Source organism: Bacteroides zhangwenhongii (assembly GCF_009193325.2).
GTDB classification, from domain to species: Bacteria; Bacteroidota; Bacteroidia; order Bacteroidales; family Bacteroidaceae; genus Bacteroides; species Bacteroides zhangwenhongii.
In genome coordinates this window covers 2,107,805-2,130,655 of record NZ_CP059856.1, presented here as the reverse complement: position 1 = coordinate 2,130,655, position 22,851 = coordinate 2,107,805, and the positions used below count along the sequence as shown (strand labels likewise).

Annotated in this window: 22 protein-coding genes; 13 read left to right on the top strand and 9 right to left on the bottom strand. The window is 46.2% G+C overall.

Annotated features, from left to right (window positions below; genetic code table 11):
- Positions 1–2: 2 nt before the first annotated feature.
- The 3 genes from GD630_RS08610 (at position 3) to GD630_RS08600 (ending at position 2,610) form a co-directional block, all read left to right on the top strand.
- On the top strand, positions 3–761 hold the full coding sequence (locus GD630_RS08610) for an MBL fold metallo-hydrolase (RefSeq protein ID WP_007748038.1): 759 nt from the start codon (positions 3–5) through the stop codon (positions 759–761).
- Positions 762–844: 83 nt separating this feature from the next.
- Positions 845–2,425 carry a DUF3352 domain-containing protein gene (locus tag GD630_RS08605; RefSeq protein ID WP_143868482.1) on the top strand — a complete coding sequence of 527 codons (1,581 nt, stop codon included), beginning with the start codon at positions 845–847 and terminating at the stop codon, positions 2,423–2,425.
- Between the two features lie 26 nt (positions 2,426–2,451).
- Entirely contained in the window at positions 2,452–2,610 is a 159-nt protein-coding gene (locus tag GD630_RS08600) for a hypothetical protein (protein WP_153260241.1), read from the top strand.
- A 272-nt stretch (positions 2,611–2,882) separates the two neighbouring features.
- Here GD630_RS08600 and GD630_RS08595 read toward each other — a convergent pair whose 3' ends face one another.
- A complete protein-coding gene (locus tag GD630_RS08595; RefSeq protein WP_007766361.1) occupies positions 2,883–3,257 on the bottom strand; it encodes a DUF3127 domain-containing protein in 375 nt (124 codons plus the stop codon).
- Between the two features lie 152 nt (positions 3,258–3,409).
- Here GD630_RS08595 and dnaN point away from each other — a divergent pair, with 152 nt between their 5' ends.
- From dnaN to GD630_RS08555, 8 genes are all read left to right on the top strand, one after another.
- Entirely contained in the window at positions 3,410–4,534 is a 1,125-nt protein-coding gene (gene dnaN, locus GD630_RS08590; RefSeq protein ID WP_143868480.1) for a DNA polymerase III subunit beta, read from the top strand.
- A gap of 109 nt (positions 4,535–4,643) precedes the next feature.
- Complete coding sequence (locus GD630_RS08585) at positions 4,644–5,423, top strand: 3'-5' exonuclease (RefSeq protein WP_007766366.1); 780 nt, start codon at positions 4,644–4,646, stop codon at positions 5,421–5,423.
- Entirely contained in the window at positions 5,423–6,640 is a 1,218-nt protein-coding gene (coaBC, locus tag GD630_RS08580; RefSeq protein ID WP_143868478.1) for a bifunctional phosphopantothenoylcysteine decarboxylase/phosphopantothenate--cysteine ligase CoaBC, read from the top strand. The genes GD630_RS08585 and coaBC overlap by 1 nt, the downstream gene beginning before the upstream one ends.
- 23 nt (positions 6,641–6,663) lie before the next feature.
- Entirely contained in the window at positions 6,664–8,325 is a 1,662-nt protein-coding gene (gene recN, locus GD630_RS08575) for a DNA repair protein RecN (RefSeq protein WP_143868476.1), read from the top strand.
- A gap of 72 nt (positions 8,326–8,397) precedes the next feature.
- Entirely contained in the window at positions 8,398–9,141 is a 744-nt protein-coding gene (gene rlmB, locus GD630_RS08570) for a 23S rRNA (guanosine(2251)-2'-O)-methyltransferase RlmB (protein ID WP_143868474.1), read from the top strand.
- 4 nt (positions 9,142–9,145) lie between these two features.
- Positions 9,146–10,852 (top strand): serine protease, encoded by a 1,707-nt coding sequence (locus GD630_RS08565; RefSeq protein WP_143868472.1) that lies wholly within the window; start codon positions 9,146–9,148, stop codon positions 10,850–10,852.
- A gap of 407 nt (positions 10,853–11,259) precedes the next feature.
- The gene (locus tag GD630_RS08560; RefSeq protein ID WP_007766380.1) at positions 11,260–11,757 is read left to right on the top strand and encodes a DUF805 domain-containing protein; all 498 of its coding nucleotides are present in this window, start codon (positions 11,260–11,262) and stop codon (positions 11,755–11,757) included.
- Positions 11,758–11,972: 215 nt separating this feature from the next.
- Complete coding sequence (locus tag GD630_RS08555) at positions 11,973–12,347, top strand: RidA family protein (RefSeq protein WP_143868470.1); 375 nt, start codon at positions 11,973–11,975, stop codon at positions 12,345–12,347.
- On the opposite strand, the gene GD630_RS08550 is transcribed toward GD630_RS08555, so the two are convergent.
- Positions 12,315–13,805 carry a bifunctional folylpolyglutamate synthase/dihydrofolate synthase gene (locus tag GD630_RS08550; protein WP_143868468.1) on the bottom strand — a complete coding sequence of 497 codons (1,491 nt, stop codon included), beginning with the start codon at positions 13,803–13,805 and terminating at the stop codon, positions 12,315–12,317. The two genes, GD630_RS08555 and GD630_RS08550, sit on opposite strands and share 33 nt — an antisense overlap.
- Positions 13,806–13,938: 133 nt before the next feature.
- On the opposite strand from GD630_RS08550, the gene GD630_RS08545 reads away from it, so the two are divergent.
- Positions 13,939–15,264, top strand: a complete 1,326-nt coding sequence (locus tag GD630_RS08545; protein ID WP_143868466.1) for a PhoH family protein — start codon at positions 13,939–13,941, stop codon at positions 15,262–15,264.
- 122 nt (positions 15,265–15,386) lie between these two features.
- Here the strand turns inward: GD630_RS08545 and GD630_RS08540 are convergent, their stop codons facing one another.
- The 4 genes from GD630_RS08540 to GD630_RS08525 form a co-directional block, all read right to left on the bottom strand.
- Entirely contained in the window at positions 15,387–16,364 is a 978-nt protein-coding gene (locus tag GD630_RS08540; protein WP_143868464.1) for a dihydroorotate dehydrogenase-like protein, read from the bottom strand.
- A gap of 15 nt (positions 16,365–16,379) precedes the next feature.
- Entirely contained in the window at positions 16,380–17,054 is a 675-nt protein-coding gene (locus GD630_RS08535; RefSeq protein WP_143868462.1) for a YggS family pyridoxal phosphate-dependent enzyme, read from the bottom strand.
- A 6-nt stretch (positions 17,055–17,060) separates the two neighbouring features.
- The gene (locus tag GD630_RS08530) at positions 17,061–17,540 is read right to left on the bottom strand and encodes a DUF4494 domain-containing protein (protein WP_007766393.1); all 480 of its coding nucleotides are present in this window, start codon (positions 17,538–17,540) and stop codon (positions 17,061–17,063) included.
- An 83-nt stretch (positions 17,541–17,623) separates the two neighbouring features.
- Positions 17,624–18,187, bottom strand: coding sequence for an HdeD family acid-resistance protein (locus GD630_RS08525; protein WP_007766395.1), 564 nt, complete (start codon positions 18,185–18,187; stop codon positions 17,624–17,626).
- A 135-nt stretch (positions 18,188–18,322) separates the two neighbouring features.
- Between GD630_RS08525 and tpx the strand changes: the two genes are divergently transcribed.
- Positions 18,323–18,820 carry a thiol peroxidase gene (gene tpx, locus GD630_RS08520; protein WP_143868460.1) on the top strand — a complete coding sequence of 166 codons (498 nt, stop codon included), beginning with the start codon at positions 18,323–18,325 and terminating at the stop codon, positions 18,818–18,820.
- Between the two features lie 104 nt (positions 18,821–18,924).
- Here tpx and GD630_RS08515 read toward each other — a convergent pair whose 3' ends face one another.
- Genes GD630_RS08515 through GD630_RS08505 form a run of 3 tightly spaced genes read right to left on the bottom strand, consistent with a single transcriptional unit; the run spans position 18,925 to position 22,814 of the window.
- Positions 18,925–19,563, bottom strand: coding sequence for a DedA family protein (locus GD630_RS08515; protein ID WP_143868458.1), 639 nt, complete (start codon positions 19,561–19,563; stop codon positions 18,925–18,927).
- 33 nt (positions 19,564–19,596) lie between these two features.
- Complete coding sequence (locus GD630_RS08510) at positions 19,597–21,060, bottom strand: tetratricopeptide repeat protein (protein ID WP_143868456.1); 1,464 nt, start codon at positions 21,058–21,060, stop codon at positions 19,597–19,599.
- Between the two features lie 11 nt (positions 21,061–21,071).
- On the bottom strand, positions 21,072–22,814 hold the full coding sequence (locus tag GD630_RS08505) for a glutamine--tRNA ligase/YqeY domain fusion protein (RefSeq protein ID WP_143868454.1): 1,743 nt from the start codon (positions 22,812–22,814) through the stop codon (positions 21,072–21,074).
- Positions 22,815–22,851: the final 37 nt, after the last annotated feature.

Genomic DNA, 22,851 nt, shown 5'->3' with positions numbered 1-22,851 from the left:
GTATGAAGGTAAGAATCATTGGAAGTGGAACATCGACAGGAGTGCCCCAGATTGGTTGCACATGTGCAGTTTGTACTTCTGCCGATCCGAAAGATAACAGGTTGCGTGCCTCTGCCATTGTAGAGACGGAAGATGCGCGCATATTGATAGATTGCGGTCCCGACTTCCGGGAGCAAGTACTGCATCTCCCTTTCGAGAAGATAGACGGAGTGCTCATTACGCATGAGCATTACGATCATGTGGGCGGGCTGGACGATCTTCGCCCGTTCTGCCAGTTTGGTTCAGTTCCTATTTATGCGGAAGAATACGTGGCACGCGGATTGCGTTCGCGTATGCCCTATTGTTTTGTGGAACATTCGTATCCCGGTGTCCCTAATATCCCTTTGCAAGAGATTGTGGCGGGACAACCCTTTTACATAAACCATACCGAAGTGCTTCCCTTGCGTGTGATGCACGGGCGGTTGCCGATTCTCGGATACCGGATCGGAAAACTCGGTTATATCACCGATATGCTGACCATGCCCGAAGAATCCTATGAACAATTGGCAGGCGTGGATGTTCTGATTGTGAATGCACTCCGCATAGCCCCGCATCCTACACATCAGAATCTGGAGGCGGCTTTGGCGGTTGCGCGGCGCATTCAGGCAAAGAAGACATACTTTATACACATGAGTCATGATATGGGCTTGCATGCCGAAGCTGAACGGAGACTTCCGGAGAATATTCACCTGGCATTTGACGGATTGGAAATCCTTCTTTAATTGTCGGTGAATTTTTTAGCAAAAGTTTTGTTTTCTTTGTAGAAATTATTATTTTTGCACCGAGCCGATAAACAGCGAATATTATGAAACTTCGTACGATAGTGAAAATAGCGGTCACTTCTTCTGTTGTACTTCTGTGCGCAGGTTTCGTCATGTACTCTTTTTTCAGGCTGTCGGCGGCTGACGGACAGAGAAATTTCAATCTTTACGAGCTGGTTCCCGCCACTACTTCGGCAGTGTTTGCTACCGATGATGTACTTGAGTTTGTGACTGAAACCGACAATCTGACTTGCAGCAAAGAACGGCAATACCTGTATGTATCCAAGCTGTTTTCCTACTTAAAACATTCCCTGTACGAACTTTCCGAAGATAGTCCTCACGGATTGAGTCGGCAAATGAATCAAATGCTGATAAGTTTCCATGCTCCGGACAGCGAACGCGACCAAGTGCTCTATTGCAGATTGGGAGAAGGAGATAAGGAGCTGATAGACAGATTCGTGCAAAAATATATTTCATCACTCTATCCGCCGAAAACTTTCGATTACAAAGGAGAAAAGATAACAATCTACCCGATGGCGGACGGTGATTTCCTCGCTTGCTATCTCACGTCCGATTTCATGGCGTTGAGCTTCCAGAAAAAACTGATAGAAGAAGTAGTTGACACCTACAAGAAGGGAGATTCTCTGGCGGATGATCCTGCTTTCATGCAGATAAACGCACCGAAGAAAAGCAGAGCGGTCGCTACCATTTATACCCGTGTGAACGGCATGATAGGGTGGACGGAGTTTGACATGAAGATGAAGGACGATTATGTCTATTTTACAGGTGTCAGCCATGATCCGGATACCTGTTTCGCCTTTGTCAACCAGCTTCGGCAACAAGAATCTGTCAAAGGATTTCCGGGCGAAGTGTTGCCTTCCACCACTTTCTATTTTAGCAAACAAAGCGTTACGGACTGGACCTCTCTGCTTGCCTATGGCGACAGTCGTGAATATATACCGGCAGGGGTGGACGATGATAGCGGAATGCAGGAAAGAAACCGTGAAATCTCGCGTTATCTGATGGAAAACACCGGGCATGATTTAGTGACCTGTCTTTTCCAGCGGGAAGATACATTGCGGGGCGCGGCGGCTGTGCTGAGTCTTTCTGTACCCGATGTGACGGAGGCTGAGAGGATGATGCGCTCCCTGACAAATACGGCATCCGCTGTAGAAAGACATAAGAATCCCCGTATAACTTTTTGTTATACTGCGGATAAAGCCTATCCTGTCTACCGGCTGCCTCAGACAACGTTGTTTACGCAACTTTCCAGTTTCGCGGAGCCGACTTCGGAACTGTACGCTGCTTTTTATGCCGGTCGTCTACTATTGGCACCGGACGAAGACAGTCTGTCGGACTATATACTCCGGTTGGATAAAGGCGAAGTGCTTGACGGTGCTGTTACCTATAAAGCGGGGATGAGTAACCTGTTCGATTCTTATCACTTTATGCTGATGGCAGATTTCGAACACCTCTTCCGGCAAGTGGAAAAACAGGTCTGTTTCGTGCCCGATTTCTTTGTGCGCAATGCGGAATTTTTTCGCAATTTCATACTTTTTGCTCAGTTCACTTGTGCTGATGAAGTGGCATATCCCACCATCGTTTTGAAGTATAAAGCCGACTAAAGACAAGCTGGAAAAATCATTTCGGGTTGATTGGAAAAAGATTTCCGAACGAAGAAAAAACGGATTTGAAAAGAGGAAAAACAGGTGAAAAAACTACCTGCGAAAAAACGCTGTTTTTGCAAAAACTAAAAGCGCTGAAACGCCTTCTGGCAGGGCGCAAAAACCCAACCATAACCCAACCATAACCCAAGAGAAGAGAAAAGAAGAGATTAGAAGAGAATAGAAATACTATCAGCGATAGTATTTCTGGGTTTTGGTTGCCGACGTTATTGCTGACCTTTTTTCACCTGTGGGCTTATTTCCCTGAGCCCGTGTCCGGGTGTTGTTCATCTGTGGGCTGAGAGGTGTTTACCTGTGGGCGGAATCTTTACAAAGTGCGGGCATAAAAAAACTCCCGGCAAAAATCAAATTCACCGGGAGTTTTTCAGTGCGTATCGTTACGCCTTGATTTTTTTGTTTAGAAAGGCAGATCGTCTTTCGCGTCGCCCGGAGTAAATTCCGGAGTAGCGGACGGAGCCGGAGGAGGAACGGGAGCACCCGGAGCCATTGGAGCGCCTGCGCCTACACGTTCGACTTTCCATGCACGGATACTGTTGAACCAACGATCCTGCCATTGACGGGCGTCAACATCAAATGATACGGTCAGTTCTTCGCCCATTTGAATATTGAACTGCTCGATTTTGTCTGCGCCGAATACGTCGAAACACATTTTACGCGGATATTGGTCGTGATTTTCGATAACGAACTCTTGTGATTTCCACTCGTTGCCGCTTGTTCTTGATACTCCACCTCTCGGAGGGAGAATAGCGATGATTTTTCCTGTAAATTCCATTGCGATTAATTTAAATTCTGCGGCGAAGTTACGACTTTTTAGGAATATCCCTCACACAAAGACTGTTTTTTCTTTTGTTTTATTGGGTTGCCCGAATCTTTTTTCGTAACTTTGTGCGTTAGAATATTTAAAACTTAAATACACGAAAATATATGAAATTTATCGTTTCAAGTACTGCTCTTTCTAGCCATTTACAGGCTATAAGCCGCGTGATCAATTCGAAAAACGCATTGCCTATCCTCGATTGTTTTCTCTTCGAACTGGAAGATGGAACATTGTCTGTCACCGTATCCGACAGCGAGACAACGATGGTTACTACCGTAGAAGTGAATGAAAGCGATACGAACGGACGTTTTGCCGTAGTGGCGAAAACGTTGCTGGACGCACTGAAAGAGATTCCGGAACAGCCATTGACGTTTGACGTCAATCCGGACAATTATGAAATTACGGTGCAGTATCAGAACGGAAAATATAGTCTGATGGGACAGAATGCGGACGAATTCCCTCAGTCGGCTACATTGGGAGACAATGCAGTTCGCGTGGAGATGGAAGCGGAAGTGCTTCTGGGAGGTATCAACCGCTCGGTATTCGCGACTGCCGACGATGAACTCCGTCCGGTGATGAACGGTATTTATTTTGATATTACGACAGAAGACATCACGATGGTCGCATCGGACGGTCATAAGCTGGTGCGTTGCAAGACATTGGCGGCTAAAGGCAACGAGCGTGCGGCGTTCATCCTGCCGAAGAAACCGGCTACGCTGCTCAAGAATCTTCTGCCGAAAGAACAGGGCATGGTGACAATCGAATTCGACGAACGCAACGCCGTGTTCATGCTCGAAAGCTATCGCATGGTTTGCCGTCTGATCGAAGGGCGTTATCCGAACTACAACTCGGTAATTCCTCAAAACAACCCCCATAAGTTGACCGTAGACCGCCAGCAGTTGATGGGAGCTTTGCGCCGTGTGTCTATCTTTTCCTCGCAGGCAAGCAGCTTGATCAAGCTCCGTATGCAGGAAAACCAGATTGTCATTTCCGCGCAGGACATCGACTTCTCCACCTCTGCCGAAGAAACACAGGTATGCCAATATACGGGAGCTGCCATGAGTATCGGATTCAAATCTACGTTCCTGATCGACATCCTGAACAACATTTCCGCAGACGAAGTTATTATCGAATTGGCCGATCCCTCACGAGCCGGAGTAATCATTCCCGTAGAGCAGGAAGAGAACGAAGACTTGCTGATGTTGCTGATGCCGATGATGTTGAATGATTAATACGTTTCACCACAGATTAACACAGATTCACACAGATATTTTTCTTTAGGAGAAGTAAAATCTGTGTGAATCTGTGTTAATCTGTGGTGACTCAATAAAATAACCAGAAATGAAATTAAATTTGAAAAATCCCATCGTCTTTTTCGATCTTGAGACGACCGGAACCAATATCAACACAGACCGTATTGTTGAAATCTGTTATTTGAAAGTTTATCCGAACGGGAATGAGGAAGCCAAGACTTTGCGTATCAATCCGGAGATGCATATTCCCGAAGCCTCTTCCGCCGTGCATGGCATTTACGATGCGGACGTAGCGGATTGCCCTACTTTCAAGGAAGTGGCAAAGAGCATTGCCCGTGACATTGAAGGATGCGATTTGGCAGGATTCAACTCCAACCGTTTCGACATTCCTGTGCTGGCGGAAGAATTTCTGCGTGCGGGAGTGGATATCGACATGACGAAGCGCAAATTTGTGGACGTGCAGGTGATTTTCCACAAAATGGAGCAACGCACCCTTTCGGCAGCCTACAAATTCTACTGCGAAAAGAATCTGGAGGACGCGCATACGGCGGAGGCGGACACACGTGCCACTTACGAGGTGCTGAAAGCGCAGCTCGACCGCTATGACGAGTTGCAGAACGATATCGCGTTTCTGGCGGACTACTCCAGCTATTCCAAGAATGTAGACTTTGCCGGTCGCATGGTCTATGATGATAATGGAGTGGAAGTGTTCAACTTCGGAAAGTACAAAGGAATGTCTGTAGCTGAGGTCTTGAAGAAAGATCCCGGATATTACAGTTGGATTTTGAACAGTGATTTCACGCTGAATACGAAAGCGGTATTGACAAAAATCCGTCTGCGTGAAATGAGCAATCTGATAACGAAATAATGCTAAAAGGAAAAAAGATAATTCTTGGAATTACCGGCAGTATTGCCGCGTATAAGGCTTGCTACATCATTCGTGGGCTTATCAAGCAGGGAGCGGAAGTGCAGGTCGTGATTACTCCGGCGGGAAAAGAATTTATTACTCCCATCACTCTTTCGGCGTTGACCAGCAAGCCGGTCATCAGCGAGTTTTTCGCACAGCGCGACGGAACGTGGAACAGCCACGTAGACTTGGGGCTGTGGGCGGATGCCATGTTGATTGCTCCCGCCACCGCCTCTACCATCGGCAAGATGGCAAACGGGATAGCCGACAATATGCTGATTACAACCTATCTTTCGGCCAAAGCTCCGGTGTTTGTCGCTCCGGCAATGGATCTCGATATGTATGCGCATCCTTCTACCCAGAAGAATCTGGATATTCTCCGTTCGTTCGGCAATCATATCATCGAGCCGGGCACGGGAGAGCTTGCCAGCCACTTGGTTGGGAAGGGGCGGATGGAAGAACCGGAAAATATCATCCGGGTATTGGACGAGTTTTTTGCCGCAAACGGTGAGCTGAAAGGAAAGAAGGTCATGATTACAGCCGGACCGACGTACGAGAAGATTGATCCCGTCCGTTTCATCGGCAACTATTCTTCCGGGAAAATGGGATTTGCTTTGGCGGAAGAATGCGCCCGTCGTGGTGCGGAGGTGACGTTGATTGCGGGTCCCGTGCAACTGGAAACACGGCACTCCCGTATTCGCCGGATCGATGTGGAATCGGCGGAGGAAATGTATGCGGCTTCGCAAGCGTGTTTCTTCGATTCCGACGCAGCCATACTGTGTGCCGCGGTAGCCGATTTCCGTCCGGAAATGGTGGCTGGCAAGAAGATCAAGCGCGAGAAAGAAGAAGAGCTGACGCTGCATCTTCGGGCAACCAAAGATATTGCCGCCAGTCTGGGGGCTGTCAAAAGAAAAGACCAGTTGTTGGTAGGCTTTGCCCTCGAAACGAACAACGAGCAGCAGAATGCCGAAGGAAAACTCGAACGGAAGAATTTCGATTTTATCGTGCTCAACTCTCTGAACGACGTGGGAGCCGGTTTCCGTCATGATACCAACAAAATCAGTATCATCGACCGGAAAGGCCGTACCGACTATCCGCTCAAGTCGAAGACAAAAGTGGCCGTCGATATTATAGACCGCCTGTCTAATGAATTAAAACACTTAACTCTCAACTCTTAACTCTCAACTCTCAACTTATTCAAATGTTACGTTCACTATACATTCAGAATTACGCATTGATAGAGAAACTGGATATTAGTTTCGACACCGGCTTTTCCGTTATTACAGGTGAGACGGGAGCCGGGAAATCAATTATTCTGGGAGCCATCGGGCTGCTGCTCGGACAGCGTGCCGATGTAAAGTCAATTCGTCGCGGAGCTTCTAAATGTATCATAGAAGCTCGTTTTGATATATCGGCTTATGGGATGCGCCCGTTTTTTGAAGACAATGAGCTGGAATATGATGAAGAGTGCATTTTGCGTCGTGAAGTGCAGGCGTCCGGTAAGAGTCGGGCGTTTATCAATGATACGCCCGCTTCGTTGGCGCAGGTGAAGGAGCTGGGAGAGCAGTTGATTGACGTGCATTCACAACATCAGAATCTGTTGCTCAACAAGGAAGGCTTTCAGTTGAATGTACTTGATATTCTGGCGCATAACGACACTACGTTGGAGAAATACCACACCTGTTATGCCGGATGGAAACAGACGGAACGCGAATTGGCGGAGTTAGTCTCGCTTGCCGAGAAAAGCCGTTCGGACGAAGATTACATCCGTTTCCAATTGGAGCAACTCGAAGAAGCCCGTCTTGTGGAAGGAGAGCAGGAGGAGTTGGAACAGGAAGCCGAAATACTGAGCCATGCGGAGGAAATCAAGGCAGGACTTTACCGGGTGGAGCAGGTGTTCGCCTCAGACGAAGGCGGACTACTTTCTTATCTGAAGGACAATCTGAACACGCTGAACAATCTGCAGAAAGTCTACCAGCCTGCCAAAGAACTGGCGGAACGTATGGAGAGCGCTTATATCGAACTGAAAGATATCGCGCATGAAATCTCTTCGCAGGGTGAATCGGTGGAGTTCAACCCGGCACGGCTGGAGGAAGTGAACGAGCGTCTGAACTTGATTTATTCCTTGCAGCAGAAACATCGGGTACAGACGCTTGATGAGTTGCTGGCTTTGGCGGAAGAATACCGTGTCAAACTGTCCGACATAACTTCATACGATGAACGGATTGCCGAATGGACCGCCCGCAAGGAGGAACAGTTCAAACAGGTGAAGCAGCAGGCTGCCTTGCTGACCAAAGCCCGCGTCAAGGCTGCCCGTGAGGTGGAAAAGCAGTTGGCCACCCGTCTGATTCCGTTGGGAATGCCGAATGTCCGTTTCCAGGTGGAGATGGGATTGAAGAAAGAACCCGGATTGCAGGGAGAAGATACGGTCAGCTTCTTGTTTTCCGCCAACAAGAACGGTACATTGCAGAATATTTCTTCTGTGGCTTCGGGGGGTGAGATAGCCCGTGTCATGCTTTCCATCAAAGCCATGATCGCGGGAGCCGTGAAGTTGCCGACCATCGTGTTTGATGAGATAGATACCGGAGTTTCCGGTGAGATAGCCGACCGCATGGCGGATATGATGCAGGAGATGGGCGAGCAGAACCGTCAGGTGATCAGCATTACCCACCTGCCGCAGATTGCCGCTCGTGGACGGGCGCATTATAAGGTGTACAAGAAAGATAGCGATACGGAAACCAACAGCCATATCCGCCGTCTTACTGATGAGGAGCGGGTGGAGGAGATAGCCCACATGTTGAGTGGCGCTACTTTGACCGAAGCCGCGCTCAGCAACGCCAAGGCGCTGTTGAACAGTGATTAGCGGTGTGGCATTGCCGTTACGGTAATGTATAAATAGTAATTCGTAAATATAGTACAATAGTAAATAAATAAGATGCTTGACAAAAGTGAAATGATTTTCGGCGTTCGTGCCGTGATAGAGGCCATTCAGGCTGGAAAAGAAATAGATAAAATCCTCGTGAAGAAAGATATTCAGAGTGATCTTTCCAAAGAGCTTTTTGCAGCTTTGAAAGGTACGCTGATACCCGTTCAGCGTGTTCCGGTGGAGCGTATCAACCGTATCACCCGGAAGAATCATCAGGGTGTGATCGCTTTCATTTCTTCCGTGACTTATCAGAAGACGGAGGATCTTGTTCCTTTCCTGTTTGAGCAAGGCAAGAATCCGTTTTTTGTAATGTTGGACGGAGTGACTGATGTCCGCAATTTCGGCGCGATTGCCCGTACTTGCGAATGTGCCGCCGTAGATGCGGTGATTATTCCCGCACGTGGCAGCGTGTCGGTAAATGCCGATGCGGTGAAAACATCGGCGGGAGCGTTGCATACGCTTCCCGTATGTCGTGAACAGAGCTTGCGCTCGACGCTTCAGTATCTGAAAGACAGCGGCTTCCGTATTGTGGCGGCTACCGAAAAGGGAGATTACGATTATACGAAAGCTGATTATACGGGACCGTTGTGCATCATTATGGGAGCGGAGGATACAGGGGTGTCATACGATAACCTGGCGCTCTGCGACGAATGGGTGAAGATACCGATGCTGGGCACTATCGAGTCATTGAATGTCTCCGTAGCTGCGGGTATCTTGATTTACGAGGCGGTGAAACAAAGAAACAATGAGTAATATTATGAAGAAGATTTTAATTCTACCTTTGGCGCTTTTCTTTCTGGTGCAGGGAAGCATGGCGCAAACCCCTAAATGGGTAGAGAAGGCGAAACGTGCGGTCTTCTCGGTCGTGACCTACGATAAAAATGATAAAATGCTGAATACCGGTAACGGATTTTTTGTCTCCGAAGACGGACTGGCATTATCCGATTTTTCTCTTTTCAAGGGAGCGGAGCGTGCGGTGGTCGTGACGGCGGACGGTAAGCAAATGCCGGTCAGCCGGATATTGGGAGCGAATGATATGTATGATGTTATAAAGTTCCGTGTAGGAATTACTGAAAAGAAAGTGCCTGCGCTGGTGGTGGCGACTGCTGCTCCGGCAGTGGGAAGTGATGCGTGGATGCTTCCTTATTCCACGCAGAAGAGTATTGCCTGCGTTTCCGGCAAGGTGAAGGAGGTATCCAAAGTGGCGGGAGAGTACCATTATTATACATTGAGTATGCAGATGAAAGACAAGATGGTGAGCTGTCCGGTGATGAACGCGGAAGGACAGGTGTTCGGCATTGCGCAGAAGTCGTCGGGGCTTGACACGATAACCACTTGTTATGCGGCAGGGGCGGCTTTTGCGATGGCGCAGAAGATCAATGCCCTTTCTCTGGGGGATGCGACGTTGAGAAGCATTGGTATCCGGAAGGGATTGCCCGAAACGGAAGACCAGGCATTGGTCTATTTGTTTATGGCTTCCTCTCAGATGTCGGGAGATGACTATGGCAAACTCTTGGATGATTTTATCGCTCAGTTCCCGAACAACGCGGACGGGTATCTCCGCCGTGCGAATTACTATATAGCCAAAGGCAAGGATGACCAGTCTTGGTATGATAAAGCCGTTGACGACTTTAACCGCGCGTTGAAGGTGGCTCAGAAGAAAGACGATGCATATTATAATATAGGTAAGATGATGTATTCTTACCAGCTGTCCAAGCCGGAAAAGACGTATAAGGATTGGACGTATGATACTGCTTTGGAGAATGTCCGTCAGGCGATAGCTATTGATCCGTTGCCTGTTTACATTCAGATGGAAGGCGATATCCTGTTTGCCAAGCAAGACTATGCAGGTGCTTTGGCTGCTTATGAGAAAGTAAACGCCAGCAATCTTGCTTCTCCCGCTACCTTCTTCAGTGCCGCCAAGACAAAGGAATTGATGAAAAGCGACCCGAAAGAGGTTTTGGCCTTGATGGATAGTTGCATTGCCCGTTGTCCGCAGCCGATAACCGCTGAGTTGGCTCCTTATCTGCTGGAACGTGCGCAAATGAATATGGCGGCCGGTCAGGCACGGAATGCCATGCTTGATTATGACGCCTACCATACCGCGGTGAAAGGACAAGTGAATGATGTATTTTATTATTATCGTGAGCAGGCGGCGCTGAAAGCCCGCCAGTATCAGCGTGCGTTGGATGATATCGCTAAGGCTATCGAACTGAATCCTGCCGACTTGACTTATCAGGCGGAACACGCGGTGGTGAATTTGCGCGTAGGCCGTTATGAAGAGGCGGTTCGTATTCTGAATGACATGCTGAAAACAGATCCGAAATATGCCGAAGCCTATCGCTTGTTGGGGCTTTGTCAGATACAGTTGCAGAAGAAGGACGAGGCTTGCGGGAACTTTAAGAAAGCTAAGGAACTGGGAGATCCGAATGTGGATGAGCTGATTCAAAAATACTGCAAATAAAAGGAATGTGTCAAAATGAACTGCACCCCAAAAGTTTTGTGTCTAACTTTTGGGGTGCAGTTCATTTGAGGTGAACCCTCGATTTTGATGAAAGGGGAAAAGGGAAGGTTTCAAACCTTCCCTTTTCATTTGGGGACGTTAATTAAAAAACTCTCTCTTTCTCTTTTAATTTTCCCCTTCTGTTCAAGCTCAGGTTGTAGGTTAATGATACATGGTTTGATTTGCTACTTTTTCTTTGTTTTATAGGTTAAATGCAGGAAAATAGAAAATACTGCACGGGATTCGGTTATTTTTTTATTCTTTTCCTTAAAGAACTTTTTTTATTTTATTTTTTTTATAACTTTGCTTCCATATAATAAATGCACGATGAACAACTCACTTATTTATTAATATAAATTTTATAAATTATGTTCAAAGCTCCTTTTTCTTTTGACGGTCGTATTCGTAGAATCGAATATTTCCTGTCTGGTATTGTTGGTGGTATAGTAACTTGGATCGCTATGCTGTTGGGTGTAGGTACTTTTATTTTTGGTGCTTCCAGCGGTTCTGCCGGTGGCTCCGTATTCGGCTTGCTGATCGGTCTTGCCGCTTTGGTTGCTTCTGTGTGGTTCTCTCTGGCACAGGGTGTGAAGCGTCTGCACGACTTGAATAAATCCGGCTGGTTGATTCTGTTGATGTTCATTCCTATCGTGAATGCTATTTTCGGACTTTATATGTTGTTTGCTGACGGTACTGTAGGTCCTAACCAATATGGTGCTGACCCGAAGAACCGTATGCCTTACCAGGGACAACCTTCTGCTGTCAACGTTACGGTAAACGTATCTAGAGAAGATGTAAAGGTTGAAAAACCGGTTGAAGCTGCTCCTGCACCTGCTGAAACTCCTGCAGAAGAAAAAGCGGAATAATCTTTTCGAATAAATAATAAAAAACCTCCTGTGAGATTCGTTTCACAGGAGGTTTTGTGTTTATGTTTCGTTTTCTGCTATCAATGAGAGAAATCCTCTTATATTGGAAAAGCCAAAATAAAAGAGACGGCTGGATATTAAAAACGATATTTTATAAAAGGGGGATAGAATATTTTTATAACTTTGTATCTTATATAAATGACAATTATAGAAATATGAAGAAAGTAATTTGCAGTGAGAAAGCTCCCGGAGCTATCGGTCCGTACAGCCAGGCGATAGAAGCGGGCGGAATGGTATTTGTGTCGGGACAGTTGCCTATTGACGCCGCTACGGGGCAGATGGCGGAAGGGATAGAAGGACAGACCCGCCAGTCGTTGGAAAATATAAAGCACATTCTTGAAGAGGCGGGATTGACAATGGGCGACATTGTCAAAACCACCGTGTTTCTTCAGGATATGTCCCTTTTCGCGGGGATGAATGGTGTGTATGCCACTTATTTTGACGGAGCTTTCCCGGCACGCTCGGCGATTGCCGTAAAAGCTCTGCCAAAGGACGCGTTAGTAGAGATCGAGTGTATCGCGATTCGCTAACAGATCGGCGACAATGAAACTGCTGCCTCCCACAAAGATGAAGTCTTTCGGGGGGCAGTCTTTTTTTGCCGCCTGCACCGCTTCTACCACAGTGGGGTAAGCGTTGCCTTTCAATCCGGCCTTCCGAGCCAGTTCCTGCAACTCGTTCTCCGGAAGCGCGCGTTTCACGCTGGCTTTGGTGAAATAATAGGTGGCGTCTTTCGGCAATATTTTCAGTACACCGCTGATATCTTTGTCATTGACCATACCGAATACGATATGGATCTTTTTTCCGTCGTTTGCCCGGATAGCTTCGAGCTGCTTGCAGATATACTTGATTCCGTCGACATTGTGTCCGGTGTCGCAGATGATGTCCGGATAGCTGTACACTTTCTGCCAGCGTCCCATCAGTCCGGTGAGTTCGCATACATTGGAAAAGCCCTCGAAATAGTTCTTGGGTGAGATGTGGTATCCCATTTTCACCAGTTCGTCAAGGGCGGTCAGGATAGTAAAGCCGTTCTCGACCTGGTAGAGACCGGTGAGCTCCAGAAAAATACCGTCCTGAAAATGATTATTGCTGAGTTTTATCGCGCTTTTTCTTTTGTCGAGTATCCTGTCCATCGCGCGTAGGGCATTGTCCAGATTGAACGTAGACAGTAACTTCTCCAGAGACTTCTCATTTTTCCGGTGTTTGTCTTGTAGCATTTTGAACATTTCGAGACCTTGCCGCGTCATTTCGTAAAAGCTGTTCCTTTCTTTCTGTAATTCCGGATAGCTATATATAGCGACGTCGTTGCCCGCGGCAGTCTGTTTCGTATACGTGATGGGGGCGTTCATCTCCTCCGCTTTCGCGGAGAATACTTTTTTCACCGCTCCTCTAGCCCTTCCGATAACCACCGGTACGCCTTCCTTGATGATTCCGGCTTTTTCTTCAGCGATCTTTTCGAGTGTACCGCCCAAATACTGGGTATGGTCAAGACCGATGTTGGTGATGACGCATAGGTCCGGACGGATGATGTTGGTGCAGTCCAGACGTCCGCCCATTCCTACTTCGATAACGGCTACATCTACTTTTCTGTCGGCAAAATAACGGAATGCCATAGCGGTGGTAAGCTCGAAAAACGAAGGTTGGAGAGGTTCGAAGAAAGGACGGTGCTTTTCCACAAAGTCAACTACGTATTCTTCGGGCACCATTTCGGCATTGACGCGGATGCGTTCGCGAAAGTCCACCAGGTGCGGGGAGGTGAATAATCCTACCCGGTAGCCTGCCGATTGCAATACGGCGGCGATAGTATGCGAACAGGAACCTTTTCCGTTCGTACCCGCAATGTGTATCGTTTTGAATTGTTGATGAGGATGGCCGAAATATTCGTCTAATTTTTGTGTGGTTTCCAATCCCGGCTTATATGCTTCTTTCCCTACTTGCTGAAACATAGGTACACTTTCATATAAGTACTTTAAAGTGTTCTGATAGTCCATGTTTTATAATATTTAACGCCGGGCAATCTTTATTGCCCGCTAATTTGTTTATCTTTAGAACCGTCAACCGGACTGCGATAAGTGAGGTTGACGAATTGAGATTGCAAATATCAACATTTAAATCTAAGAAATCATGGGAACTAAGAAAAATTTTGTGCTAGACACCAATGTTATTCTTCACGACTATAATTGCTTGAAGAATTTCCAGGAAAATGATATTTATCTTCCCCTTGTCGTGCTTGAGGAGTTGGATAAATTCAAGAAAGGAAACGAGCAGATTAATTTCAATGCCCGTGAGTTTGTGCGTGAGTTGGATACGCTGACGAGTGACGAGATTTTCTCGAAAGGAGTGAAGCTGGGCGAAGGCTTGGGACGCCTGTTTGTGGTGACCGGTCAGGTGGAGGCTCCCGAAGTATGGACTGCTTTTCCGGCGAAGAAGCCCGATCATTTTATTTTGGCGGCAACCGAGTTTCTTGCTTCCAAATATCCGAAAATGAAAACGGTATTGGTGACCAAAGACGTGAACCTGCGTATGAAGGCGCGTTCCATCGGTCTGCTGTGCGAGGATTATATCACGGACAAGGTGGTGAATGTGGATGTCTTTGAGAAATCTAATGAAATCTTTGAAAATATAGATCCGGCATTGATTGACCGTATTTATTCTTCTAAGGAGGGTATCGACTTGAGTGAATTTGATTTTAAGGATCTGATTCATCCTAACGAATGTTTCGTACTGAAGAGTGACCGGAATACGGTGCTGGCACGTTACAATCCTTTTACTCATTCTATCTGCCGGGTAATGAAGGGTAAGAACTACGGAATCGAACCACGCAACGCGGAACAGAGTTTTGCTTTTGAGATTCTGAATGATCCGAATGTGAAGCTGGTAGCGTTGACCGGAAAGGCGGGAACGGGTAAGACGCTGTTGGCATTGGCTGCCGCTTTGGGCAGACTGACCGATTACAAGCAGATTCTGCTGGCACGCCCTGTCGTTGCGCTTTCCAACAAGGATATAGGTTTTCTTCCGGGAGACGCGCAGGAGAAAGTGGCTCCTTATATGCAACCGCTATTCGACAACTTGAACGTGATAAAACGCCAGTTTGCTGCTAACTCTACCGAAGTGAAGCGTATAGAAGATATGCAGAAAAGTGAACAGTTGGTCATTGAGGCTTTGGCATTTATACGTGGCCGCAGCTTGAGCGAGATGTATTGCATCATCGACGAGGCGCAAAACCTGACGCCGAATGAGATAAAGACCATCATTACTCGTGCGGGAGAAGGTACGAAGATGGTGTTTACCGGAGATATCCAACAGATTGACCAGCCGTATCTGGACAGCCAGTCCAATGGTCTGGTATATATGATTGACCGTATGAAAGACCAAAAAATCTTTGCGCACGTGAACTTGGTAAAGGGAGAACGAAGTGAGCTAAGCGAGCTGGCAAGTAACTTGCTGTAGAAGAAATTAAAAATAAAAAGATGAAGAATGAAGAATTTACTATGCAGCATTAGAGCGCAGATAATCCTTCATTCTTCATTCAAAATTTATTCTTCGTTTAAAATAAATTCTTCATTTAATCTTTATTCTTTCTTCCCGAAGTATTTCAAGAACTGTGTACGTTCAAAAGTATTAATCCCTTGAATATCCTTGATATTCAGCTTGCCTTTGAACTGTGCAATGCTGTTGAAGCCTTTGCGTTCCATCCATGCGGAGAGGAAGCGGTTGGCTTCGCTGATGAATGCGTTTGTATTCTGGTAGATCGCGCTGCAAATTTCTACGGCTGAAGCACCGGCAAGAATAGCCTTGACTACTGCTTCTGCATTGGCCACGCCACCGGAAGCTGCATAGTCGATCTTGTCTACTGCGGCAGATGCTATACCGATCCAACGGAGAGGAGTGGCCAGGTCGGCAATAGTGCTGAATACTTCGCCTGAGATATGCTCCATCTTTTCAATGTTGATGTCCGGCTGGTAGAAGCGGTTGAAGAGAACAACAGCCGCCGCACCGTTGGCATACAACTGATCGATCAGTGCTACGGGATTAGTCAGGTTGTCACCCAATTTCATGATGACCGGAATGCTTACCGTTCTTTTGATGTGGCGGAGAATATCAATGTGACGCTGTTCAAAAGAACCGTATGTATATTGTACGTCCGACTGCAAAGCCAGAATATTGATCTCTATCGCATCGGCTCCGGCTTCTTCTATTTGTTTGGCAAAGTCTACCCATTCGGAATCACTGTAACAGTTAATGCTGGCAATGATAGGAATCGGGCATACCTTTTTGCTTTCTTTTATCAAAGTCAGATATTCGGATAGCTTGTGTTCACGAATGTACTCTGCCAGGTAATCACTGCCTTCCGGATAGAAAGCCGGATCTTTCAGTTGTTCTGCTTCCAGCATGATTTGCTCTTCGAACAGTGATTTCAGAACGATAGCACCGGCTCCGTCTTCGGCCAGCTTCTTGTTTTTGCCGACACTGTTGGTCAGTCCCGAGCTACTGATGATAATAGGGTTCCTGAGGGAAAGCCCTGCGAAAGTAGTTTTTAAATCGGTCATGGTGATAATGATTGGTTAAATATTATATTCTCGTTCTCCGAAAATCTTGCTTCCTACCCGTACTAACGTACTTCCGGAGGCAATGGCTTCGTGATAATCGTGCGACATACCCATCGACAATTCCCGGAAAGCGTCCGAGTCGGCGAACCAGTTTGCTTTAATCTCCTTAAAGAGACTGTTCAATAAACGGAATTCACCGTTGATTTGTTCGATATTATCGGTGTTGCTTGCCATTCCCATCAAGCCGCAGATACGCACGTGTGCCAATGCTTTCCACTCTCCGGCATCCAGCATTTCCCTGCATTCTTCGGGGCTGAAACCGAATTTTGTTTCTTCCTGCGCCACGTGTATCTGCAACAGGCAGTTTACGGTACGTCCTGCCTTGCCTGCCTGCTTGTTGACTTCTGCCAGCAATTTATAGGTATCAATGCCATGTATCATCGCTACGTATGGTATCATGTATTTGATTTTGTTACTTTGCAAGTGTCCGATAAAATGCCATTCGATGTCTTTGGGTAAACTTTCGTATTTAGCTGTCATTTCCTGCACCTTGCTCTCTCCAAAAATACGCTGTCCCGCCTGATATGCTTCTTCTATCGCTTCATTGGGATGGAATTTCGAGACAGTAACTAGCCGGACTCCTTGCGGGAGCTCGGCCAGTACTTGCTTTAAATTGTCAGCAATACTCATTGTCATTTATGCTTTTGCGGGGTCAAACTCCGGTTTGTCATTCGGTCCGGCACTGTAAGGGTAGACGTCCATCAACGGAGTCTCGGATACCATTCCGATCTGATAATCGGCCATTGTACCTTTCATTCCCTCGTCCAGCTTCTTCACCGCGTCGCGCAGGTCGGCAGCCTGTACCAGCACTTGAGTGGATGTCTTTTTCTCCGCACCGCTTTTTTCATCCAGCGTGATGAAAATAAGTTTGCATTTGAACCAGCGATCGGCACTTTCTTCGTCACTGGGGAAAAGTTCACTATAGTTGGCACGTTTAATGTCCGAAACGGTAAATTCTCCGGAGATAAACGGAGTCATTTCCTCGATGATTCGTGCCTCTGCTTCTGTAAAGCTGAGTGCGTCAACCAGATAAGGTTCCGTAACTTTCTTCTGCATTCCGTTTTCCATTACTTTCTCATAACGGATCTTGCACTCAAACCATGTATGCATTGCCATAATTTTCTTTCTGTTTAATTAGTTGATTCATGTAAATTGCCTACAAAGATAAACAAAATACCAAAGTAAGTGCCGAAAGATTTTTATTTTCTTTTATGTAAATTCTTTAGTTCAAATGAAAGCATGACACGGAAAAGTCCGATGATGAGGAATGCGAAAGAGATCATGTAGACTGCATAAAGGGCTCCTATGGCTGGTTGCCACAATATCAGCAATGAGCAGAGGATAGCCAGAATGCCGAATGCCATATACCATCCCCAGTCGCGGGTTCCGTAACGTTTCAGGTCGATGGAATAGCCGGTAGAAGAGAAACCGCGGAACATGAGCCAGAAGGCGATGATAAACGGAATGACTTCCATGCTGACCATCGGGTAAGCGATCAGGTAAATGCCTAGGATAAGGTCGATGATTCCTCCTACAACGTACCATCCCCAACTGGGAACACCTTTCTTGTTACTGATGGCGAAAATGATTTCCAAAATTCCGCTGACCAGCATAGATACGCTGAAGATAATACTTAAAGCTATGTAACTGCTTACGGGGGAGAACATGAGCCAAAGGGCTACGATAATATACACGATTCCCAGAAGAAGGGAAGTCCACCAGTTCTTTACTGAATGTTGAATCTCATTGAATACTGTTTCCATACATTTTCTATTTTAAATTGTTACTAGAATAATTTCGTTGTGAGATAACAAATTCAATTTGGAAAAGGTTTTCCGTGAACATATTTTGGGTAATTGTTGTTTCTATATAAAGTAATTTTTAAATAGATATGCATTATGGCAACAACAAATTTCAAAGGACAACCGGTAAAACTGATCGGTGAATTTATACAAGTAGGTAAAGTCGCTCCCGACTTTGAATTGGTAAAAACTGATTTGTCTTCTTTCTCATTGAAAGATCTGAATGACAAGAATGTGATTCTGAATATTTTTCCAAGTCTGGATACCAGTGTTTGTGCTACTTCGGTACGCAAATTCAACAAGATGGCTGCCGGACTGAAAGATACGGTGGTATTGGCTATCTCCAAAGACCTTCCTTTTGCGCACAGCCGTTTCTGTACAACGGAAGGTATTGAGAACGTGATTCCATTGTCTGATTTCCGTTTCTCCGATTTCGACGAAAGCTATGGAGTGCGCATGGCGGACGGTCCGTTGGCAGGGCTGCTGGCTCGTGCGGTGGTAGTGATCGGAAAGGATGGCAAAGTGGCCTATACGGAACTTGTGCCGGAGATTACGCAGGAACCAGATTACGATAAGGCATTGGCTGCATTGTAAAGCAGGGGATTGCTTAGGATTAAACGCAGATAAACGCGGATTAACGCAAAAGATTATTTCTATTTGCGAAAATCCGCGTTTATCTGCGTTTAATTTTTTGAGGTTTATTTCTTCTTCATTCCTTTATAAACCAGGAAGGCAACGATAAACACACCGAGGGCAATGAAGCCATAGCCTATTTCGTGACTGTATTCCGTTACTTTGGCAATCAACTGTTCTTCACTCTCGATGCCCGGCACTTTGGACAAGTGGTAACCGATAATGGCTAGAATGGCATTCCACAACCCTGCTCCTAAAGTGGTGTATAGCAAGAAAGTGGTCAACTTCATCCGTGCCAGCCCGGCAGGTATGGAGATCAATTGGCGGACAGCCGGAATCAGTCGGCCGATAAAAGTGGAAAGCGCGCCATGTTTGTCGAAATAAGTTTCAGCGTTGCGCACTTTGGCTTCATCAATAAGGCACATATGCCCGAAACGGCTGTTGGCGAACTTATAGATGATAGGGCGTCCCAACCACTTTGCCAGAAAATAGTTAATCAATGCTCCGATATTGGCTCCGATGGTAGCGAAAACAACCACTAGATAGATATTAAGCTCGTCGTTGACTGCGGCTTTATATGCTGCCGGCGGGATGACCACTTCCGAAGGGAAAGGGATAAAGGAACTTTCGATAGTCATTAATAAAGTGATAGTCCAATAATTCAAATGATCCAGACACCACTGGATAAAAGCTACTGATTCCATGATTTTTAGGGCTAGGGTTTATTAAATTGATGATTATTTTCCTTTGTTTTTCTTATTCTCCTTATTCTCCTTTTTCTCCTTTTTCATACGTGCCAGTATCTTCTTGAATATTTTCCGTTGTTCTTCGTTCTGACACGCATAATTTATCAAACCCGAAAGGGCTTCCTCTGTGACCGGATGCGCGCAGTCGCTGTTATATTTGAAGAAACCTTCTATGTCACCGTAAGCCAGACTGCAAACGCTCAATTTCTCCGCGACGTCTTCAAATTTCGGATCAAGAGCATATACTTTCTCTAAGTAATATTGACTTTCGATCTCATAGTTGTTCTCCATATAGATACAGGCTATCATGTAATACATATCTATGCTGGAATCTATATCCGATAACTTGATGAAGCAGATTCTGGCTTTTTCAAGTTTCCTTTCCAGCAAGTAGATTTTGCCTTCGGTCAGGAGGATTGTCGCGTCTTTCGGATGGATTTTGCTTATTTTCTTACAAGTCTGATGTGCTTCTTTGTATCTTCCCAATTCGGCTAAGGCATTCGCTTTATTAGTATAAATGTCTATTGATAAAGCAGACTCATTACCGTTGCTTTTTTCTAAAAAATCGATTACTTTGTCATAATACTCATTCGCTTTTTCCCAATCTTCTTTGGCGCTGTAACACAGCCCGATAAACATATAGCCCATATCGGGGGAGACGGCCTTGTATTCCATCGCTTTCTTATAATATTCGATGGACTTGTCGAAGTTGTTCAGTTGGAAAAAGGAATGTGCTTTGGTGGTATATGCTTCTCCGTCAGATTCATCGGCTGCCAATGCGAAATCACAGGCTTCGATAGCCTTGCTCCATTTTGACTGGAAGAAGTAGCATTTTGCCAGTCCTGTCCAATAAGGGGTATTATAAGGCTCTATATCAAGTAATTGATTGTATATCTTGATTGCTGAGTCAAATTGTTGGGTAGCTAATGCGTAATCGGCTTGGAGAGCCATAAACTCTTTTGCCTCAGAGTATGTCTTTTCCCCTTTTTCTATCCATTCTTTTGCCATATCGGGATATCCCATTTCCAGATAGAGATAGACAACCTCGCAGATTCTGCCGAGTTCGTCCGCATCTTCAATGGTAGCTAATAATGACCGGGTTTCTTCGAGTTGCCCTTCATTCAGTAACAATTCGGCCTTCAGCATTTTCACTTCGGGATCATATGCTTCGGTGATGGAATCCAGCACCTGTTTTGCTTTCTGCAGGTTTCGGGTGTCCAGATAAAGGTATGCCTGTTCCACTAGCAGGTCGGTGTTTCCCGGATGTAATTGAAGTCCGTAAGTGACGGCTTCTTGCGCTTCCTCAAATTTACTTCTGGAGGCATACCAATCAGAGATATCAGCCAATTGGTCTCCATCCAAATAGAGTTGTCTGTTTTCGGCTTTTGCAGCCTCGTAGTTTGTGATCAGTTTTTCCAGTTCTTTTTTTTCAGGCGGAATGTTTTTTCTACTCATTATTTTATATTTTATTTATTGATCTTTCCCCACGTGTCTTTTAATCCCACAGTGCGGTTGAAGATCAGATTTTCCGGTGTTGAGTCCTTGTCAATATTGAAATATCCAATCCGTTGGAACTGTAAGTAGGAGAGGGTGGGCAGTGTAGCTGCGAACTTTTCTATATAGCAGTTAGGGAGAATTTTCAATGAGTCCGGGTTAATAATTTCTTTCATGGCTTCCAGTGCCTCGCAATTCTTCGCTTCGCGGATGGCAGCCAGTTCGTCACGCGGATTTTCTACTTTCCACAGACGGTCGTACAAACGCACCTCTGCTTGTATGCAGTGGTTGCAACTCACCCAGTGAAGCGTACCTTTCACTTTGCGGTTTGCGTCCGGCATACCGCTGCGGGTGTTCGGGTCATATTCGCAGTACACTTCCGTGATCACGCCGTTTTCATCTTTCTTGCAGCCGGTACATTTCACGATATAAGCATTCTTGAGACGTACTTCCTGTCCGGGTGTCATGCGGAAATATTTCTTGGGAGCATCTTCCATGAAGTCTTCACGTTCCATCCACAACTCGCGGCTGAACTCAATCAAGTGGCTTCCCGCTTCCGGATCTTCCGGGTTATTGATGGCCTCCAATTCTTCTACTTGTCCTTCCGGATAGTTCGTGATGACGAGTCTCACCGGATTGATTACTGCGGACACGCGGGTAGCGCGGCTGTTCAGGTCTTCGCGGACAGAACTTTCGAGCAGTGCGATGTCATTCAGCGCGTCGTATGTGGTATAACCGATTTTGTCGATAAACTTATGGATGGACTCCGGAGAGTAACCGCGACGGCGGAAACCGCAGATGGTCGGCATACGGGGATCGTCCCATCCGTTCACCAGCCCCTCTTTTACCAGAGTGAGCAGGTTGCGTTTGCTCATCAGCGTATAGCTCAGGTTCAGTTTGTTGAACTCGGTCTGACGGGGACGGTTGTCATTCAGGTCTTTCCCTTCTTTCAGCCAGTCGATGAAGAGGTCGTAGAGCGGGCGGTGTACCACAAACTCAAGCGTACACAGTGAATGGGTCACCCCTTCGAAGAAGTCGCTCTGACCGTGCGCGAAGTCATACATAGGGTAGGCTTTCCATGTAGTGCCGGTACGGTGATGCGGATGTTTCACCACACGATAAATAATCGGGTCGCGGAAGTGCATATTCGGGTTGGCCATATCGATTTTGGCGCGAAGCACCATAGCGCCCTCTTCAATCTCTCCGCTATTCATTTTCTTGAAAAGTTCGAGACTCTCTTCAATCGGACGGTTGCGGTAAGGGCTTTCCACACCCGGTTGGGTAGGAGTGCCTTTTTGCTGCGCGATCTGTTCGGAACTCTGCTCGTCGATATATGCTTTACCTTCCTGAATCAGACGGATGGCGAAGTCCCATAATTGTTGGAAGTAGTCGGAAGCATAATATTCATTTCCCCAACGGTAGCCTAACCATTGGATGTCTTCTTTGATAGCTTCTACATATTCCACATCCTCTTTGGTGGGATTTGTGTCGTCGAAACGAAGGTTGCATACACCGCCATGTTTTTCTGCAATGCCGAAATCGAGGCAAATGGCTTTGGCATGGCCGATGTGAAGGTATCCGTTTGGCTCGGGCGGAAAACGTGTCTGTACTTTTCCACCGTTCTTACCTTCTTTCAAGTCTTTTTCTACTGCCTGTTCTATAAAGTTCAAGCTCTTTTTTTCACTTGCTACTTCTTCGTTTTTAATATCTGTCATAACGTTTTATGCTAATACATGATTCAGGCTACAAAAG

Bases quoted from the DNA above. Each gene is read 5' to 3' on its own strand.
- recN (WP_143868476.1), top strand. From the start codon at position 6,664: ATGTTACGTTCACTATACATTCAGAATTACGCATTGATAGAGAAACTG.
- GD630_RS08515 (WP_143868458.1), bottom strand. From the start codon at position 19,563: ATGGAATCAGTAGCTTTTATCCAGTGGTGTCTGGATCATTTGAATTAT.
- GD630_RS08555 (WP_143868470.1), top strand. From the start codon at position 11,973: ATGAAGAAAGTAATTTGCAGTGAGAAAGCTCCCGGAGCTATCGGTCCG.
- GD630_RS08545 (WP_143868466.1), top strand. From the start codon at position 13,939: ATGGGAACTAAGAAAAATTTTGTGCTAGACACCAATGTTATTCTTCAC.
- GD630_RS08525 (WP_007766395.1), bottom strand. From the start codon at position 18,187: ATGGAAACAGTATTCAATGAGATTCAACATTCAGTAAAGAACTGGTGG.
- GD630_RS08505 (WP_143868454.1), bottom strand. From the start codon at position 22,814: ATGACAGATATTAAAAACGAAGAAGTAGCAAGTGAAAAAAAGAGCTTG.
- tpx (WP_143868460.1), top strand. From the start codon at position 18,323: ATGGCAACAACAAATTTCAAAGGACAACCGGTAAAACTGATCGGTGAA.
- dnaN (WP_143868480.1), top strand. From the start codon at position 3,410: ATGAAATTTATCGTTTCAAGTACTGCTCTTTCTAGCCATTTACAGGCT.
- GD630_RS08530 (WP_007766393.1), bottom strand. From the start codon at position 17,540: ATGGCAATGCATACATGGTTTGAGTGCAAGATCCGTTATGAGAAAGTA.
- coaBC (WP_143868478.1), top strand. From the start codon at position 5,423: ATGCTAAAAGGAAAAAAGATAATTCTTGGAATTACCGGCAGTATTGCC.
- GD630_RS08560 (WP_007766380.1), top strand. From the start codon at position 11,260: ATGTTCAAAGCTCCTTTTTCTTTTGACGGTCGTATTCGTAGAATCGAA.
- GD630_RS08585 (WP_007766366.1), top strand. From the start codon at position 4,644: ATGAAATTAAATTTGAAAAATCCCATCGTCTTTTTCGATCTTGAGACG.
- GD630_RS08510 (WP_143868456.1), bottom strand. From the start codon at position 21,060: ATGAGTAGAAAAAACATTCCGCCTGAAAAAAAAGAACTGGAAAAACTG.
- GD630_RS08605 (WP_143868482.1), top strand. From the start codon at position 845: ATGAAACTTCGTACGATAGTGAAAATAGCGGTCACTTCTTCTGTTGTA.
- rlmB (WP_143868474.1), top strand. From the start codon at position 8,398: ATGCTTGACAAAAGTGAAATGATTTTCGGCGTTCGTGCCGTGATAGAG.
- GD630_RS08540 (WP_143868464.1), bottom strand. From the start codon at position 16,364: ATGACCGATTTAAAAACTACTTTCGCAGGGCTTTCCCTCAGGAACCCT.
- GD630_RS08550 (WP_143868468.1), bottom strand. From the start codon at position 13,805: ATGGACTATCAGAACACTTTAAAGTACTTATATGAAAGTGTACCTATG.
- GD630_RS08610 (WP_007748038.1), top strand. From the start codon at position 3: ATGAAGGTAAGAATCATTGGAAGTGGAACATCGACAGGAGTGCCCCAG.
- GD630_RS08535 (WP_143868462.1), bottom strand. From the start codon at position 17,054: ATGAGTATTGCTGACAATTTAAAGCAAGTACTGGCCGAGCTCCCGCAA.
- GD630_RS08565 (WP_143868472.1), top strand. From the start codon at position 9,146: ATGAAGAAGATTTTAATTCTACCTTTGGCGCTTTTCTTTCTGGTGCAG.
- GD630_RS08595 (WP_007766361.1), bottom strand. From the start codon at position 3,257: ATGGAATTTACAGGAAAAATCATCGCTATTCTCCCTCCGAGAGGTGGA.